Genomic DNA, 15,943 nt, shown 5'->3' with positions numbered 1-15,943 from the left:
ATGCTCACCATCGATCACGTCACGAAGACCTTCTTCCCGGGCACCGTCAACGAGCGCGTCGCGCTGAACGACGTGTCGCTCCACCTCGACGAGGGCGACTTCGTCACCGTCATCGGTTCGAACGGCGCCGGCAAGTCGACGCTGCTGAACATCATCGCGGGCAAGATCGCCGTCGACTCGGGGGACCTCCTCATCGACGAGCGCTCGGTGAAGCGGATGAAGGACTACCAGCGGGCCGCGTACATCGGCCGGGTCTTCCAGGACCCGATGGCCGGGACCGCGCCCGACCTCACCATCGAGCAGAACCTCGCGCTCGCGCTCCGGCGCGGGCAGCGACGGGGGTTCCACCTCGGCGTCACGAAGGCGCGTCGCGAGCGCTTCGAGCAGGAGCTGGTCGCGCTCGAGCTCGGCCTCGAGCAGCGCCTGAAGGCCCGCGTGGGCCTGCTCTCGGGCGGCCAGCGCCAGGCGCTGTCGCTGCTCATGGCGAGCTTCACGCAGCCCCGCATCCTGCTGCTCGACGAGCACACGGCGGCACTCGACCCGCAGCGGGCCGACCTCGTCACCCGCCTCACCAAGTCGGTCGTCGAGCGCGACAAGCTCACGACCCTCATGGTCACGCACAACATGGAGCAGGCGCTCCGCGTGGGCAACCGGCTCATCATGATGCACGAGGGGCGGATCATCCTCGACCTGCCCGAGGCGGAGAAGCAGAAGATGACCGTCGCCGGGCTCCTCGCGGAGTTCGCGAAGATCAAGGGCGCGGCGCTCGACGACCGCGCGATGCTCGGCTGAGCGGGATCGGCGCCCGCACCGGGGCGCGGTCGGGCGTGGGGGCGTCCGACCGTGTCCCGACTCCTCGTGCGGCGGCGTCGGCGGCGTCGGCGGCGTCGGCGGCCGCGACCCCGCCGCCCCCGTCCTCCCCGCGTCATCCGGCCCGCGATCGCCCGCGTACGCTGGATGCGGGGGAGGTCCCGATGCCCATCGATCGACTCGACGCGCGACTCGTCGCGCTCTTCGCCGACGAACCGCGCATCGGGGTGTACGAGGCTTCGAGGCGCCTCGGCGTCGCCCGCGGCACCGTGCAGGCCCGCCTCGACCGGCTGCAGCGGCTCGGCATCATCACCGGGTTCGGTCCCGACATCGACACGGCCGCGCTCGGCTACCCGGTCACGACCTTCGTCGAGATCGAGATCGCGCAGGGTTCGCGCAGCGACCTCATGCTCGACGAGCTCCGCGGCATCCCCGAGGTCATCGAGGCGCACACCATCACCGGCCGCAGCGACCTGCTGGTGCGGGTCGTCGCCGCCTCGAACCGCGACCTCCAGCGGGTCGTCGACCAGCTCGTGCGCGTGCCCGGTATCGAGCGCACCTCGACGCTCGTCGTGCTCGACACGCCCATCCCGCACCGCGTCATCCCGCTCGTCGAGGCGACGCCCGCCGACTGAGGGGGCCGCGTGCGCGGGCGTTCTGCGCGCCCGGGGCGAGTGCAGAATTCAGGATGCCTGGCCCGCCATGCCGCACGGTCGTGGCGAACGGGCGGCGCGCCGCCCCAAGCATCCTGAGTTCTGCACATGCCGTACGGTCCCCGACTGCTCCTCAACAAACCGAGGGGGAGCCGCGAGCGTCCCGGCAGCACGGCGGTCCCCGCCCCAGCCGTCGGCACCGGTGCACGATCAGCGGGTGAGCACGATCACGCGGGTCCTCCGAGCGGGCGGCGGAGTGTGTCGCGCGGCCGATCTCGTCGCCGCTGGAGTGCCGCGCCGCACGGTCGAGGCCGCGCTCGCGCGCGGTCGACTCGAGCGGGTCCGGCGCGGCGTCTACATCGACCCGTTGGTCCCCGCGGCCGCGAAACGGGCGGTGCGCGTCGGCGGCAGGCTCAGCTGCGTCTCGGCCGCGCGACTCCACGGTCTCCGCGTGCTGAGCGAGCCCGTGCGGCTGCACGTCGGGTTGGCGGGGCAGGCGGCCCGACTGCGGCATCCCGACGACGACGCCCGCCCGCTTCCGCGCGACGAGGCCCCGAGGGCGGCGGTCAGGTTGCACTGGACGAGCGCCACCCCTGAGCTGCACGGATTCCTCGCGCCGCTCGACGAGTGCCTCGCGCAGATGTTCCGCTGCCTCCCGGCGCTCGATGCGCTCTGCGTTCTCGATTCGGCACGCGAGTGGGTGCCGTGGCAGGGCGGGCCGGGGCCGAAGCTCGACGACGCCGGGTTCGCGCGGCTGCTCGAACGGCTGCCCGCCTCGAGCCGGTCGATCGCCCTCCGCTCGAGTGCCTCGAGCCAGGCGATCGGCGAGACGATCGCGCGCTACCGGCTCGAGGAGCTCGGCGTGCCGGTGCGCGTGCAGGTGGAGTTGCCGGGCGGGTACCACGGCGACTTGCTCGTCGGCGAGCGGGTCGTGTTCGAGGTGGAGGGCGAAGGCCCCCACTCGGCGCCCGGCGCGTTCGAGCGAGATCGACGGCGGGCGGCCTGGCTGAAGGCGGCCGGGTACGCGCACGTGGCGTTCAGCCATCGACAGGTGGTCGACGACTGGCCGTCGGTCGAAGGGGTCGTGCGGATGCTGATGCGGCGCGGCGTGCATCGCTGGGGCGAAGGGCTCGACCGGCCGGTCTGAGCGGGCGTGCGGTGACTGCGGGCGTGCAGAACTCAGGACGCGTCAGGCGAAACGCCGCGCCGCACGGGCGATCGTGCGGCGCGGCGCGCGAGCCATCCTGAATTCTGCACTGGGCGCCGCTGAACGGCGAGGGCGCCTCCGGAACGGCGACGCCTAGAGCGTGTTGCCGAGCTTGAAGCCCAGCTCCTCGTCGCCCTTGCGCGTGTACGAGAAGCCGTCGGCGCCGATCGTGACCGCCATCTCGGACGAGTCGGTGCGCGCGACGACGGGCTTGGGGTTGCCGTCGAGGTCGAGCACGAGCGACGCCTCGGTGTACCACGAGGGCACGACGGGGTTGCCCCACCAGTCGCGGCGCTGGTTGTCGTGCACGTCCCACGTGACGACGGGGTTGTCGGGGTCGCCCGTGTAGTAGTCCTGCGTGTAGATCTCGACGCGGTGCCCGTCGGGGTCGCGCAGGTACAGGTAGAACGCGTTCGAGACGCCGTGGCGGCCCGGCCCGCGCTCGATCGCGTCGGAGCGGCGGATCGCGCCGAGCTTGTCGCAGATCGCGAGGATGTTGTGCTTCTCGTGCGTCGCGAAGGCGACGTGGTGCATGCGCGGGCCGTCGCCGCCGGTCATGGCGGTGTCGTGCACGGTGGGCTTGCGGCGCATCCACGCGGCGTAGACCGTGCCCTCCTCGTCCTGGATGTCCTCGGTGACGCGGAAGCCGAGGTCCTGCATGAACTTCACGGCGCGCGGCACGTCGGGGGTCACCTGGTTGAAGTGGTCGAGGCGCACGAGCTCGCCCGGCGTGTGCAGGTCGTAGCGCCACGAGAGTCGCTCGACGTGCGTCGTCTCGAAGAAGAACTCGTACGGGAACCCGAGCGGGTCTTCGACCCGGACCGAATCGCCGATGCCCTTGGTGAAGCCCTCCGCGCGGCGCTCGACGCGGCATCCGAGCTCGGTGTAGAACGCGACCGCCTTGTCGAGGTCGTCGTTCGAGCGCACCCGGTACGAGAACGCGGCGACGGCCGCGAGCTCGCCCCGGCGGAGCACGAGGTTGTGGTGGATGAACTCCTCGGTCGAGCGGAGGTAGATCGTGTCGTCGTCCTCCTCGGTGACGTAGAGGCCGAGCACGTCGACGTAGAACTCGCGCGAGGCGGCGAGGTCGGTCACGACGAGCTCCATGTACGCGCAGCGGAGGATGTCGGGGGCGGGAACCGACGGGGTCGGCACCGGGTTGTCGGTGTGGATCGGGGCCTCCTGGCTCACGTAGAAGCCCGAGGAGGTGAGGGTCATGTCGTCGCGGTTGGTCATGTCAGCGTCCTTGCTCAGTGGGGGTCTCGGGGCTCAGGCCTTGCCGAAGGTCGGGTTGTGCGGTGCGCCGAGCGTGATGTGCACGCTCTGCTGGTCGGTGTAGAAGTCGATCGAGCGGTAGCCGCCCTCGTGGCCGAGGCCCGACGCCTTGACGCCGCCGAACGGGGTGCGGAGGTCGCGCACGTTGTTCGAGTTGAGCCACACCATGCCCGCCTCGACCGACTGCGAGAAGTTGTGCGCCCGCTTGAGGTCGTTGGTCCAGATGTAGGCGGCGAGCCCGTACTTGGTGTCGTTCGCGAGGGCGAGCGCCTCCTCCTCGGTGTCGAACGGGGTGATCGCGACGACCGGCCCGAAGATCTCCTCCTGGAAGATGCGGGCGTCGGGCGCGACATCCGCGAACACCGTCGGGGCGACGTAGTTGCCGGTCGGGAAGCCCTCGGGGCGTCCGCCGCCGGCGACGAGCCGGCCCTCGGTCTTGCCGAGCTCGACGTAGCTCATCACCTTGTCGTAGTGCTCGGGGTGCACGAGCGCGCCGACCTCGGTCGCGGGGTCGTGCGGGTGGCCGACCTTGACGCGCTTCGCCTGTGCGGCGTAGCGCTCGACGAACTCGTCGTAGACCGGGCGCTCGACGAGGATGCGCGAACCCGCGGTGCAGCGCTCGCCGTTCAGTGAGAACACGCCGAAGATGGTCGCGTCGATCGCCGTGTCGAGGTCGGCGTCGGCGAAGACGACGGCCGGGCTCTTGCCGCCGAGCTCCATCGAGAGGCCCTTGAGGAAGGGCGCGGCGTTGCCGAAGATCAGCTGGCCGGTGCTCGATTCGCCCGTGAACGAGATGAGCGGCACGTCGGGGTGCTTCACGAGCGCGTCGCCCGCGTCCTCGCCGAGGCCGTTGACGAGGTTGAAGACGCCCTTGGGCAGGCCCGCCTCCTCGAAGATGCCGGCCCAGAGCGAGGCCGACAGCGGGGTGAACTCGGCGGGCTTCAGCACGACGGTGTTGCCGGTCGCGAGGGCGGGGCCGAGCTTCCACGACTCGAGCATGAACGGGGTGTTCCACGGCGTGATGAGCCCGGCGACGCCGATCGGCTTGCGGTTCACGTAGTTCATCTGCTTGCCCGGCACCTTGAAGGCGTCGTCGGCCTGCGCGACGATGAGGTCGGCGAAGAAGCGGAAGTTCTCTGCGGCACGGCGCGCCTGTCCGAGCGCCTGGGTGATCGGCAGGCCCGAGTCGAACGACTCGAGCTCGGCGAGGCGCTGGTCGCGCGACTCGACGATGTCGGCGATCCGGTGGAGCACGCGCGAGCGCTCGCGGGGGAGCATGCGCGGCCACGGGCCCTCGGTGAACGCGCGGCGGGCGGCGGCCACGGCGCGCTCGACGTCGGCCTTCTTGCCGGCGGCGGCGTGCACGTAGGTCTCGTTCGTGACGGGGTTCAGCACCTCGAAGGTGTCGCCGTCGATCGAGTCGACGAACTCGCCGTCGATGTAATGGCGGATGCGGTCGGGCAGCCCCTCGGGCGTGTACGCGGTCATCGTGGTTCTTCCGTTCTGCGGTGGTCGGGCGAGGAGACGGTCGGTCTCGGTCGGGTCAGGCGGACGCCGGATGCTTGTGCTCGGCCTGGTAGGCGAGCACGGCGTCGAGTGTGGCGGTGCGGTGGGCGCGTGCGGTGAGCTCGACCTCGAGCGACGGTGCGCCCGCCTCGATGAGCTCGAGGATGCGCTCGTGCTCGGCGACGGACTCGTGGGCCCGGCCGGGCACGAAGCTGAACGACGAGTCGCGGAGCACCTTCATGCGGTTCCAGCCGCGGTGCACGAGGTCGAGGATGTGCGGGTTCGGGCACTCCTCGAAGAGCACGGCGTGGAACTCGAGATTGAGCTCGGTGAAGCGGTGCGGCTCGAAGTCGTCGAGGGTGCGGCGCATACGCTCGTTCACCGCGCGGGCGCGGGCGAGCTGCTCGGCGGTGAGCGTCGGCGCCGACAGCGCCGTCGCGGCGCCCTCGACGAGGGCGAGCGTCTGCATGGTGTGCAGGTACTCGGTCTCCTTGATGAGCGCGACCTGGGCGCCGACGTTGCGCTCGAAGGTGACGAGCCCCTCGGCCTCGAGCCGGCGGATCGCCTCGCGCACGGGCACGACGCTGACGTCGAGCTCGCCGGCGATCGACCCGAGCACGAGCCGGTAGCCGGGCACGTAGCGCCCGTCGTCGATGCGCTCGCGGATGAACCCGTAGGCGCGCTGCGACTTCGACTCGGCGGTCATCGCGACTCCTGCGCGGCATCGGCCGAGTCGGCACCCGACGCGCGGTCGGCGTCGTAGCGGGCGCGCCACTCGGCGTTCATGGGGAACAGCCCGTCGACGGAGGCCCCGCCGGCGACCTGCTCGGCGACCCAGGCGTCCTCGGCCTCCTGCGCGAAGGCCTCGGCGGCGACCTCGGCGGCGATCGCCGCGGGGATGACGAGCACGCCGTCGCCGTCGCCGACGATCACGTCGCCCGGCTGCACCGCGGCGCCGCCGCAGGCGACGGTGACGTCGGTCTCCCACGGCACGTGCCGGCGGCCGAGCACACTCGGGTGCGGCCCCTGGCTGAACACGGGGATGTCGAACTCGGCGACCGCGTCGAAGTCGCGCACCCCGCCGTCGGTCACGATGCCGGCGGCGCCGCGCACCTGGGCGCGGAGCGCGAGCACGTCGCCCACGGTGCCGGTGCCGCGCTCGCCGCGGGCCTCGACGACGAGCACCTCGCCGGCCTCGACGGTGTCGAAGGCGCGCTTCTGCGCGTTGAACCCGCCGCCGAACTCCTTGAACAGGTCGGGGCGGAACGGGATGAACCGCAGCGTCTTCGCCGTGCCGACGATGCGGTCGCCGGGGTGGTTCGCGAACACGCCCTCGATGAAGACGTCGTGGTAGCCGCGCTTGCGCAGGGCCGCCGAGATGGTCGCGACGGCGGCGCCGCCGAGCTGCTCGCGCACCTCGTCGGTCAGCACGGGGCCGGATGCCACGGGCGCGGCGCCGGTCGCAGCCGCCGCGTCGGCCGCGTCGGCCGGGGCGGCCGGGGCGTCGAGCGGGCTCGCGAGCCCGGCGGCGACCGCCGCGGCGTGCTCGGTCTCGCTGCCCCAGGCCTCGATGCGCTGGGCGTCGTCGATCGCGGGCTTCGTGCCGAAGTCGCCGAAGGGCACCGTGCCCTGGGTGACGGTCGTGACGAGGCGGCCGGTGCTCGGGGCGCCGGGTGCACCCGGGGCGTCGACCTCGACCTCGACGACATCGCCCGGCACGACGACGCTCGATCCGGCGGGCGTACCCGTGAGGATGACGTCGCCGGGCTCGAGCGTCAGGTGCTGCGAGAGGTCGGCGACGAGTCGGCCGAAGGGGAAGAGCAGGGTGTCGCTGGTGTCCTCCTGCACGAGCTCGCCGTTGACCCAGGTGCGCACGCGCCAGCCGTCTTCGCCTGCGGCGCTCGCGGGGAGCGCGACCGGGCCGAGCGGGGTGAAGCCGTCGCCGCCCTTGTTGCGCACGTTGGAGCCCTTGTCGGCGGCGCGGAGGTCGTAGAGCCCGAAGTCGTTCGCCGCGGTGACCAGCGCGACGTGCGACCAGCCGTCGGCCGGTGCGACGTGGCGGGCGCGCTCGCCGATGACGATGGCGATCTCGCCCTCGAAGGCGAGCAGCTCGGTGCCGGCGGGGCGCTCGATCGTGCCGCCGGTGTGGGCGAGCGAGGAAGCGGGCTTGAAGAAGTAGCTCGGCTGGGCGGGCGTGCGCCCGCGCTGTGCGGCCCTCGACGGGTAGTTGAGGTGCACGGCGATGATCTTGCCGGGAGTGGCGATGCCAGCGATGGTCATTGACGTCCTCGTCTCGTGATATCAGAAATCATATACGATCCAGCGGTCCTTGTGAAGCACGGAGTTTCAGGAGCAGGGAGCCCCGTCAGGACGATTCCGGGCCGAACCGTCCTGAGCGGCCTCCGAAGTCCTGAAGCGATGCAGGCGGGATGCCTCGTGGCTCAGTAGCTCGTGCGCGGCGTCGGGCCCGTGGCATCCTGCCCGTCTCGCGAGCCGATGTAGCGCTCGGCGAGCGCCTCGGAGGCGCGGGCGAGGAGTGCGACGTCGGCGCCGACGGCGACGAACGACGCCCCGGCCTCGAGATACCGGTCGGCGTCGTCGGGCACGAAGGCGTTGACGCCCACCGGCGTGCCGGCGGCGGTCGCGGCGCGGATCGCGCTGAGCACCGCCGCGACGACGTCGGGGTGGCCGGGCTGCCCGACGAGTCCCATCGAGGCGGCGAGGTCGGCGGGACCGACGAAGACGGCGTCGACGCCGTCGACCGCGGCGATCTCGCCCGCCGCGGCGACCGCGGCGGCCGACTCGATCTGCACGATGAGGCTGATCGACGACGAGGCGCTGCCGAGGTAGCCCTCGACGCGGTTCCACCGCGAGGAGCGGGCGAGCGAGGCGCCGACGCCGCGGACGCCGCCATCGACGGCCCCGTCGGGGTAGCGCACGGCCTGCACGAGCTCGGCGGCGTGCGCCGCCGAGTGCACCATCGGCACCAGGAGGTTCTGCACGCCGAGGTCGAGGTACTGCTTGATCACGACGGGATCGCCGATCGGCGGGCGCACGACCGGGGCGACGGGGTAGGCCGAGACCGCGTAGAGCTGATGCAGGATCGTCTGCAGGTCGTTGGGGGAGTGCTCGGCGTCGATGAGCACCCAGTCGAGTCCGCTGCCGGCGGCGATCTCGGCGACGAGCGGGCTCGCCGAGCACACCCACATGCCGATCTGCGGCCGGTCGGCCGCAGCGAGCCGCGCGGCGAAGGTCTGGGGCAGGTTCATTCGAATCGGCATGAGATCGTCCCGAGCTGTCCGTAGTCGGCGTGCACGGTGTCGCCGCGCTCGACCCACATGGGGCGGGTGAAGGAGCCGGCGAGGATGATCTCGCCGGCGCCGAGGGTCTGCCCGTGGTGGGCGAGCTTGTTCGCGAGCCAGGCGACGCCCATCGCGGGGTGGCCGAGCACGGCCGCGGCGACGCCCGACTCCTCGATGGTCTGATTGCGCGAGAGCAGCGCCGAGACCCAGCGCAGGTCGACCGCGTCGACCTTGACCGGTCGCCCGCCGAGCACCATGGCGCCCATGGCGGCGTTGTCGCTGATGGTGTCGACGATCGTGCGGCCCTGCATCTCGATGTGCGAGTTCAGGATCTCGAGCGCGGGCACCACGTAGGCCGTCGCGTCGAGCACGTCGAAGATCGTGGTGTTCGGCCCCTGCAGGGGCTTCGCGAGCACGAAGGCCAGTTCGACCTCGATGCGCACGTTCGAGAAGCGGTCGAAGTCGACGGATGCCCCCGACTCGATCACCATGTCGTCGAGGATCACCCCGTAGTCGGGTTCGGTGATGCCGGTGGCGACCTGCATCACCTTCGAGGTGAGGCCGATCTTGCGCCCGACGAGCCGGGCGCCTCCGGCGATCCGGCGCTCGGCCCACACCCGCTGCACGGCGTAGGCGTCGTCGACGCTCATGCCGGGATGGCGCGCGGTGAGCAGGGGCACGGTCGTGCGGTCGCGGTCGGCGGCGACGAGTTCGTCGGCGATCGCGTCGATCGCGGGCTGGTCAAGCACAGGCGCTCCACTTCATCGAGGGTCCACTGGAGATCGTAGTCACCGCTCACGGATCGGGGCGGCGGCGCCCCGGTTGCGGGGTATCTGAAATCGTATATGATTCGAGACGTGTTCGGGGCGGAGCAGCCGGTCCGGGCGCATCCCCCTGACCGCGGACTCGACAGAGGAGTCGCCGCATGACCGCACAAACCCTTCCCGCCCCATCGCCCGTCGATGCCGCGAAGCGCCGCGAACTCAAGCGCGTCGCCTTCGCCACCGTGATCGGCACCACCATCGAGTGGTACGACTTCTTCCTGTACGCGAGCGCGGCGGGCCTCGTCTTCGGGTCGCTCTTCTTCGCCCCCGCGGGCGCCGAGTTCGCGACGATCCTCTCGTTCGCGACGGTCGGCGTCAGCTTCCTCTTCCGCCCGCTCGGCGCGTTCCTCGCGGGCCACTTCGGCGACAAGATCGGCCGCAAGGCGATGCTCGTCGTCACGCTCATCCTGATGGGCTCGGCGACGACGCTCATCGGCTTCCTGCCGACCTACGAGCAGATCGGCATGGCGGCCCCGCTCCTGCTCGTACTCCTCCGCATCGTGCAGGGGCTCTCGACCGGCGGCGAGTGGGGCGGTGCCGTGCTCATGGCGGTCGAGCACGCGCCCGACGGGGAGCGCGGTCGCTACGGCGCCTTCCCGCAGATCGGCGTGCCGATCGGCCTGCTCCTCGCCTCGGGCGTGCTCGCGCTCATGACCGGCGTGATCTCGCCCGGCGACGCCTTCCTCGAGTGGGGCTGGCGCGTGCCGTTCCTGCTCAGCTTCGTGCTCATCGTCGTCGGCATCATCGTGCGACGAGCGGTCGATGAGAGCCCCGTCTTCCTCGAGATCGCCGCGAAGAAGGAGGAGGCGAAGACCCCGATCCTCACGCTCTTCCGCAAGCACTGGCTGCTCGTGCTGCTCGCCGCGCTCACCTTCGCGGGCAACAATGCGGCTGGCTACATGACGACCGGCGGCTACCTGCAGAACTACGCGACGACACCGCTCGCCGACGGCGGCCTCGTCGGCATGGAGCGCACGCCGGTGCTGCTCGCCGTCGCCGGCGCCTCGGTCGTCTGGCTCGTCTGCACGTTCGCGGCGGGCATCGTCTCCGATCGGATCGGCCGCCGCAACACCTACATCATCGGGTGGATCGCGTTCCTCGCCACCGTCTTCCTGCTGTTCCCGCTCGTGAACACCGGCAACCCGTGGCTGCTGTTCCTCGGCGTCTCGCTCTTCGCGATCGGCAACGGCTTCACGTACGGGCAGCAGGCGGCGTACTTCGCCGAGCTCTTCCCGGCCTCGATCCGCTACTCGGGCGTGTCGATCACGTACGCGATCGGTGCGATCCTGGGCGGCGCGTTCGCGCCGATGATCGCCACCTGGCTCGTGCAGGAGACGGGCACCGCGACCTCGGTGGCCTTCTACATCGCGGGCGTGATGGTCGTCGCCTTCGCGGCCACGCTGCTGCTCCGCGACCGCACGGGCATCCCGCTCGGGCCCGACCACGAGGCCGAGCAGTCGCGCGGGGCCGTCTACGGCATGCGCTGAACCCGAGCCGCCGAACGGCGCTCCGCCCATCCGGGCGGGGCGCCGTCGTCGTCTTCGGTGTCGGGCCGTCGAGGTCGCTCAGCGCCCGAACAGGCGGGCCAGCAGGCCGGCGGGCTTCGGCTCGTCGGCGTGGCCGGTGCACCGCTCGGAGCGCGGGACCCCGCGCATCACCTGGTCGACGTGCTGGCCGCAGCCGGCCCACGTCGTCTTCCCGCAGGTCTTGCAGTTCACCGCTCGGCACATGGTCGCTCGCATCCCGGGGGTGGTTCGGATACCCCGGGGGTATCCTTTCAAGCGCCCGCTGGGAGAACGATGGGTACGGCCGGGCGTGGGATCGCGCCGCGGCCGCAGGCCGCTCAGCGGGAATTCACCCGGATGATCTCCTCCTGGTACGGCGCGATCACCGTGCCCGAGATGCGGCAGTCGAGCAGGAGGAAGCGTCGCTCGTCGACGGGCCGCGCGGCCCACGCCGCGAGCGCCTCGAGGTCGCCGAGCTCGCGCACGACGACGCCCTCGGCGCCGAACGCGGCCGCGGCCGCCGCGAAGTCGGCCTCGGGGATGAGCATGGGCCCCTCGGCGAGGCCCTTGAGCCCGTAGAGGTTCACCTCGGCGCCATAGGCCGCGTCGTTCCAGATCACGGCGACGCCGCGTCCGCCGGCCGTCCGCACCGCGGTCTCGAGGTCGGCGAGGGCCATCAGGCCGCCGCCGTCGCCGCTCGTCAGCACGATCGTCGATTCGGGCTTCGCCGCGGCGGCGCCGGCGACGCTCGGGAAGCCCTGGCCGATCGACTGGAACGCCGTGCCGACCATCATCATGCGGTCGGGCGAGGCGACTGGCCAGTACATGTTCGCCCAGCCGATGAAGTGACCGCCGTCCGAGACGACGACGCGGTCCTCGGGCAGCAGCTCGGCGACGCGCAGCGCGACGGCGCGCGGGTCGAGGCGGCCGTCGTCGGCGAGTCCGTCGGCGCGCTCGGGCGCCGGGTAGGCCCGGAGTGCCCCCACGTCGACCTGCTCGCGCCAGCCCGACGACGCGGCACCGGTCACCGAGAGCTCGGTGACGAGCGCGCGGGCGACGACGCCGGCGTCGGCGCGGAGGTAGCCGCCGACGTGCGGGTGCGTCGCCGACGGGGCGACGTCGACCTGGAACACCCGGGTGCCCGGCGCGAAGAGGTCGCCGAAGCGCATCGTGAACTGGTTGAGCGAGGCGCCGAACACGACGGCGACGTCGGCCTCGCGCACGAGCTCCATCGCGCCCTCGGCGCCGAATCCGCCGGTGACGCCGAGGTCGTAGCGGGCGTCGGGGAACACGCCGCGGCCGAGCGCCGTCGACGCGGTGATCGCCCCGGTCGCCGCGGCGAGCTCGCCGAGCGCCTCGCCCGCATCGGCGAGCCACGCCCCGCGGCCCGCGAGCAGGAAGGGACGGCTCGCGCCTGCGAGCGCGTCGGCGAGCTCGCCGATCACGCCGGTCGCGAACTCGCCCGCCGGGTCGAGGGGGTCGGGATGCCGCGGCGCGGGCGCCGCGACGAACGGCCCGGCCTCGGCCGCGGCGACGTCGTAGGGGAGGGCCAGCACCACCGGCACGCGGTAGCTCAGCGCGTGCTCGATCGCGATGACCGTGGTGGCCGGGGCATCCGTGCGCCCGACCGTGTAGGTGCGCGCGCCGACCGCTGAGGCGAGGGCGATCTGGTCGACGTCCCACGGGCGACGGCCCGAGGTGGGCTCGTCGCCGACGACGAGCACCAGCGGCACGCGGGCCTGGGCCGCCTCGGCGAGCGAGGTGAGGGTGTTGGTGAATCCGGCGCCGTACGTCGAGGTCGCCGCGGCGAGCCGCTTCGAGGCGCGATAGTGCGCGTCGGCGGCCACGACGCCGCCCGCCTCGTGCCGCACGGCCGTGAACGCGGCATCCGTCTCGCGTTCGAGCGCGTCGAGGAAGTAGGCGTTGCCGTTGCCCATCACGCCGAAGACGTGGTCGACGTGGGCGGCGAGGGTGCGCGCGACGTGCGCGGCGACGGTGGTGTTCGAGGGTACGGGCATGGCGAAGCCTTTCGAGACGATGACGGATGAGGTGATTCCGTATGTGTCTCGCGGCCGACGTCAGCATCGGCGACGCTTCGTGCCCATTTTTCGAGCACCGGCGCCATGCCGATCGATGATCGCCGTGCGCCTGGACGAGGTCGAGTATACGACCCCTGCGGCCGCCGGGTGGACTGCGCGGCGTCAGGTGTCGATCGCTCAGCGGCCGTCGGTCGGCGGGCCGAGCGCTCGGATGGCGGCGCTCCAGAACTCCGCGCGAGCGGCGGCGTCGGCGGCGGCATCCGTCCCGGCGAATGCCGGCTGGGTGGGATCGGTCGCGATGAAGTGCGAGGCGCCGTCGCCGGTGATCGCGGTCACGTCGAGCCCCGCGGACGTGGCGCGCCCGAGGGTGCGATCCATCAGCCGGCACGAGTCCCACAGTGTGTCGGCGGTGCCGCAGGCCAGTACGAGCGGTCCGTCGACGTTCTCGAGGTCGAGGACGGAGGCGGGGACGGGGTCCGCCGGGTCGATCGTGCAGGGCGTCGGGGATCCCGCGAGCGTCCAGGCCGAACGCCTCCACTCGGGATACCCGCACCAGAGCTCGCCGGCGCCGACCGGGGCGATCGCGCCGCGAACGAGATCGGAATGGACGGAGGCGAGCCAGAGGGCGACCTCGCCGCCGCGGGAGATCCCGAACGGGGTCACCCGCTCGGGGTCGACCTCGGGGCGGGCCCGAAGCCATTCGACCGCCGTGAGGAAGGGCTCGAGCGGGATCTCGGCGAGCGACGTCGGTTGACCCGGCGAACCGAAGTAGCTCACGGCGAGTGCCGGGTAGCCGGCCGCGGCGAGCTGACGGGCGACGAGGCGGGCGCCCCCGATGCCGCCTTCGCTGCCCGAGATGACGAGGGCGGCCGCGCGCGGCTCCGCACCGGGAACCCCTGCTGCGGCGGGTGCCGCGAACTCGCCGATGAGTCCGTCGTCGTCGACGGGCTCGATCGACAGCCCCTCGAACTGCGTGCCGCGGGTGACCACCGTGCTCGCGAGCTCCTCGCCGTCCGCCGAGCTGAGCGTCAACTCGACCTCGTACGTCTCCCCGAGCGAGCCGAAGCTCGGAACGCCGGTGCCCTCGGGCGCGAGCGCCCAGAACGGGGCCATCGGGTCGGCGACCGACCAGTCGCCCTCGACCGGGGCGGTCTCGGAGAGGTCGATCTCGCCGACCCCGTTCGCGACGAAGGCCGCCTCCGAGCGGTGCATGATCCAGTCGATGGTTGCTTCCGCCGAGAGCGTCACCGTGCTGTTCGGCTCGAGGCCGCTCAGTCGGATGTCGAGCGGTCTGAACGGCTCGCCCCGCTCTTCGACGAGGATGCCGCCCTTCGATCCGCCAGGCGGGCCGGTCTGCGGCGCGCAGCCCACGAGGCTCGCGATCACCACGACGGCGAGTCCGACGGCGATCGCGACCGGACGTGCTCCCGCGCAGCGCATGGCTGATTCTGACCGCACCCGGGGCGACCGGTCAAGCGAGGACGGGGCCCGCTGCGCGAGCCCCGTCCGATCCGATCAGTTCGGGATCCGCGTCAGATCCGCTCCTGCTTCGGGGCGAGGGGCGTCGGCTCCATCGGCTGGTCGTTCGCCGTGAGGTCGATGCCGAGGTCGCGGGCATAGACCACGCGGGTCGCGACGGTCACGTCGTCGCCGGCCTCGGTGAGCTCGAACACGCGGCCGCCGCGCATGCGGTTGCGCGCGGCACCGGGCAGCCCGTAGGCGCCGAAGCCCGTGCCGGGCGCGTAGCCGAGCAGCACGCCGTAGTAGTCGCCGACGTAGTCGTTCACGTGGTCGTGGCCGACGAAGACGCCCTTCACGTCGCCGCGCTCGAGGATCGCGTTGTACATGCCCGAGTTGATGGGGCCGGGGCACTCGTCCTCGTTGCGCTCGCCGACGATGCCGTGACGGGCCTTGCCCCGCGCGGCGTCGGCCGCGGTGCGGGTGTCGACGCCGCCCCACCACATGAAGCGGTGCTCCCACAGGGCGATGTGGATGAACATGAGGCCGGGGAGCTTGCGCCCGAGCTTCTGCTCGAGCTGCTGCGACTCCTCGCGGTACCAGGCGACCTGGTCCATGCGCAGCCAGTCCCAGGTCGGGTAGCCCGCGAAGTCCTGCCCGTTGATCGAGCCCGGCGCGTAGCGGCCCGAGTCGAGCAGCCAGAGCGCGAACGCGTCGCGGTTCTTCTTCGCCGAGGAGGCGACCGGCACGATGGTGTTGCCCGTGCCGGTGACGCCCGCGATGTTCGCCGCGTTCATGTTGTAGTCGTACGAGCGGTAGAACTCGAGCATCCCGGCCTCGTCGACGCCCGACTGCGGCAGCGAGTCCTCGTCGTGGTTGCCGTAGGTGACCGCCCACGGGATCTTCCGGCTCTCCATCGGCCAGACGACGTTGTTGATGGCCTGCTTCACGGCGAGCCGGGTCTCGCAGCCGCCCGTGATGACGTCGCCGTTGATGAGCACGAAGTCGGGCTGCTCCTGGTCGAGGGTCTTCTCGATCAGCTCGACGGTGCGGCGGTCGGTGCGCTCGTCGTCCTGGGTGTCGTTGAACTGCACCACCTTGAAGGTGCCGTCGCCGTGGAAGCGCAGCTTCGGGCCGTTCGCGCGCGGGCTGCCGGCGGGGGAGCGTCGCGGGCTCGCGGGGGCCGCATTCGCGGCGCCGACGGGCAGCGCGGCGCCGACGGCGCCGAGCGCCCCGGCGGTGATCACGGCGCGGCGGCTCACGGGAAGTCGGTCGGGCATGTCTGGTCTCCTCATCGTCGGCGACGGTCGCCGGTGCGACGGTAGGGCGGCCGGATGACCCGGGTGCGACCAGCGGGTGAACGT

14 protein-coding genes are annotated in these 15,943 nt (G+C 72.0%); 4 read left to right on the top strand and 10 right to left on the bottom strand.

Annotated elements, in window-relative coordinates:
• From ACFVAJ_RS02315 to ACFVAJ_RS02305, 3 genes are all read left to right on the top strand, one after another.
• Positions 1-792 (top strand): ABC transporter ATP-binding protein, encoded by a 792-nt coding sequence (locus tag ACFVAJ_RS02315; protein ID WP_376941182.1) that lies wholly within the window; start codon positions 1-3, stop codon positions 790-792.
• Between the two features lie 182 nt (positions 793-974).
• Positions 975-1,445 (top strand): Lrp/AsnC family transcriptional regulator, encoded by a 471-nt coding sequence (locus ACFVAJ_RS02310; RefSeq protein WP_376941181.1) that lies wholly within the window; start codon positions 975-977, stop codon positions 1,443-1,445.
• Positions 1,446-1,680: 235 nt separating this feature from the next.
• Complete coding sequence (locus ACFVAJ_RS02305; RefSeq protein ID WP_376941180.1) at positions 1,681-2,610, top strand: type IV toxin-antitoxin system AbiEi family antitoxin domain-containing protein; 930 nt, start codon at positions 1,681-1,683, stop codon at positions 2,608-2,610.
• A 153-nt stretch (positions 2,611-2,763) separates the two neighbouring features.
• On the opposite strand, the gene hpaD is transcribed toward ACFVAJ_RS02305, so the two are convergent.
• The 6 genes from hpaD to hpaH form a co-directional block, all read right to left on the bottom strand.
• A complete protein-coding gene (gene hpaD / locus ACFVAJ_RS02300) occupies positions 2,764-3,906 on the bottom strand; it encodes a 3,4-dihydroxyphenylacetate 2,3-dioxygenase (protein WP_376941179.1) in 1,143 nt (380 codons plus the stop codon).
• A 33-nt stretch (positions 3,907-3,939) separates the two neighbouring features.
• Positions 3,940-5,433, bottom strand: coding sequence for a 5-carboxymethyl-2-hydroxymuconate semialdehyde dehydrogenase (gene hpaE, locus ACFVAJ_RS02295; RefSeq protein ID WP_376941178.1), 1,494 nt, complete (start codon positions 5,431-5,433; stop codon positions 3,940-3,942).
• 55 nt (positions 5,434-5,488) lie between these two features.
• The gene (locus tag ACFVAJ_RS02290; RefSeq protein ID WP_376941177.1) at positions 5,489-6,157 is read right to left on the bottom strand and encodes a GntR family transcriptional regulator; all 669 of its coding nucleotides are present in this window, start codon (positions 6,155-6,157) and stop codon (positions 5,489-5,491) included.
• Positions 6,154-7,731, bottom strand: coding sequence for a fumarylacetoacetate hydrolase family protein (locus ACFVAJ_RS02285; RefSeq protein ID WP_376941176.1), 1,578 nt, complete (start codon positions 7,729-7,731; stop codon positions 6,154-6,156). The genes ACFVAJ_RS02290 and ACFVAJ_RS02285 overlap by 4 nt, the downstream gene beginning before the upstream one ends.
• Positions 7,732-7,892: 161 nt before the next feature.
• Positions 7,893-8,732, bottom strand: a complete 840-nt coding sequence (locus tag ACFVAJ_RS02280) for an aldolase/citrate lyase family protein (RefSeq protein ID WP_376941175.1) — start codon at positions 8,730-8,732, stop codon at positions 7,893-7,895.
• Positions 8,717-9,502, bottom strand: a complete 786-nt coding sequence (hpaH, locus tag ACFVAJ_RS02275; RefSeq protein WP_376941174.1) for a 2-oxo-hept-4-ene-1,7-dioate hydratase — start codon at positions 9,500-9,502, stop codon at positions 8,717-8,719. Before hpaH ends, ACFVAJ_RS02280 begins: the two co-directional genes overlap by 16 nt.
• A gap of 176 nt (positions 9,503-9,678) precedes the next feature.
• On the opposite strand from hpaH, the gene ACFVAJ_RS02270 reads away from it, so the two are divergent.
• The gene (locus tag ACFVAJ_RS02270; protein WP_376941173.1) at positions 9,679-11,064 is read left to right on the top strand and encodes an MFS transporter; all 1,386 of its coding nucleotides are present in this window, start codon (positions 9,679-9,681) and stop codon (positions 11,062-11,064) included.
• A gap of 78 nt (positions 11,065-11,142) precedes the next feature.
• Here ACFVAJ_RS02270 and ACFVAJ_RS02265 read toward each other — a convergent pair whose 3' ends face one another.
• The 4 genes from ACFVAJ_RS02265 to ACFVAJ_RS02250 form a co-directional block, all read right to left on the bottom strand.
• Positions 11,143-11,295 (bottom strand): hypothetical protein, encoded by a 153-nt coding sequence (locus tag ACFVAJ_RS02265; RefSeq protein ID WP_376942496.1) that lies wholly within the window; start codon positions 11,293-11,295, stop codon positions 11,143-11,145.
• Between the two features lie 125 nt (positions 11,296-11,420).
• Positions 11,421-13,100 carry a thiamine pyrophosphate-binding protein gene (locus ACFVAJ_RS02260; protein WP_376941172.1) on the bottom strand — a complete coding sequence of 560 codons (1,680 nt, stop codon included), beginning with the start codon at positions 13,098-13,100 and terminating at the stop codon, positions 11,421-11,423.
• Positions 13,101-13,298: 198 nt separating this feature from the next.
• Positions 13,299-14,561 carry an acyl-CoA thioesterase/BAAT N-terminal domain-containing protein gene (locus ACFVAJ_RS02255; RefSeq protein ID WP_376941171.1) on the bottom strand — a complete coding sequence of 421 codons (1,263 nt, stop codon included), beginning with the start codon at positions 14,559-14,561 and terminating at the stop codon, positions 13,299-13,301.
• Positions 14,562-14,653: 92 nt separating this feature from the next.
• Positions 14,654-15,859 carry a metallophosphoesterase family protein gene (locus ACFVAJ_RS02250; protein ID WP_376941170.1) on the bottom strand — a complete coding sequence of 402 codons (1,206 nt, stop codon included), beginning with the start codon at positions 15,857-15,859 and terminating at the stop codon, positions 14,654-14,656.
• Positions 15,860-15,943: the final 84 nt, after the last annotated feature.

Origin of the sequence: Agromyces sp. NPDC057679 (assembly GCF_042799635.1) — a bacterium.
Classification (GTDB): Bacteria; Actinomycetota; Actinomycetes; order Actinomycetales; family Microbacteriaceae; genus Agromyces.
Note: the sequence above shows the minus strand (reverse complement) of the source record. Positions and strands in the feature narration are given on the sequence as shown.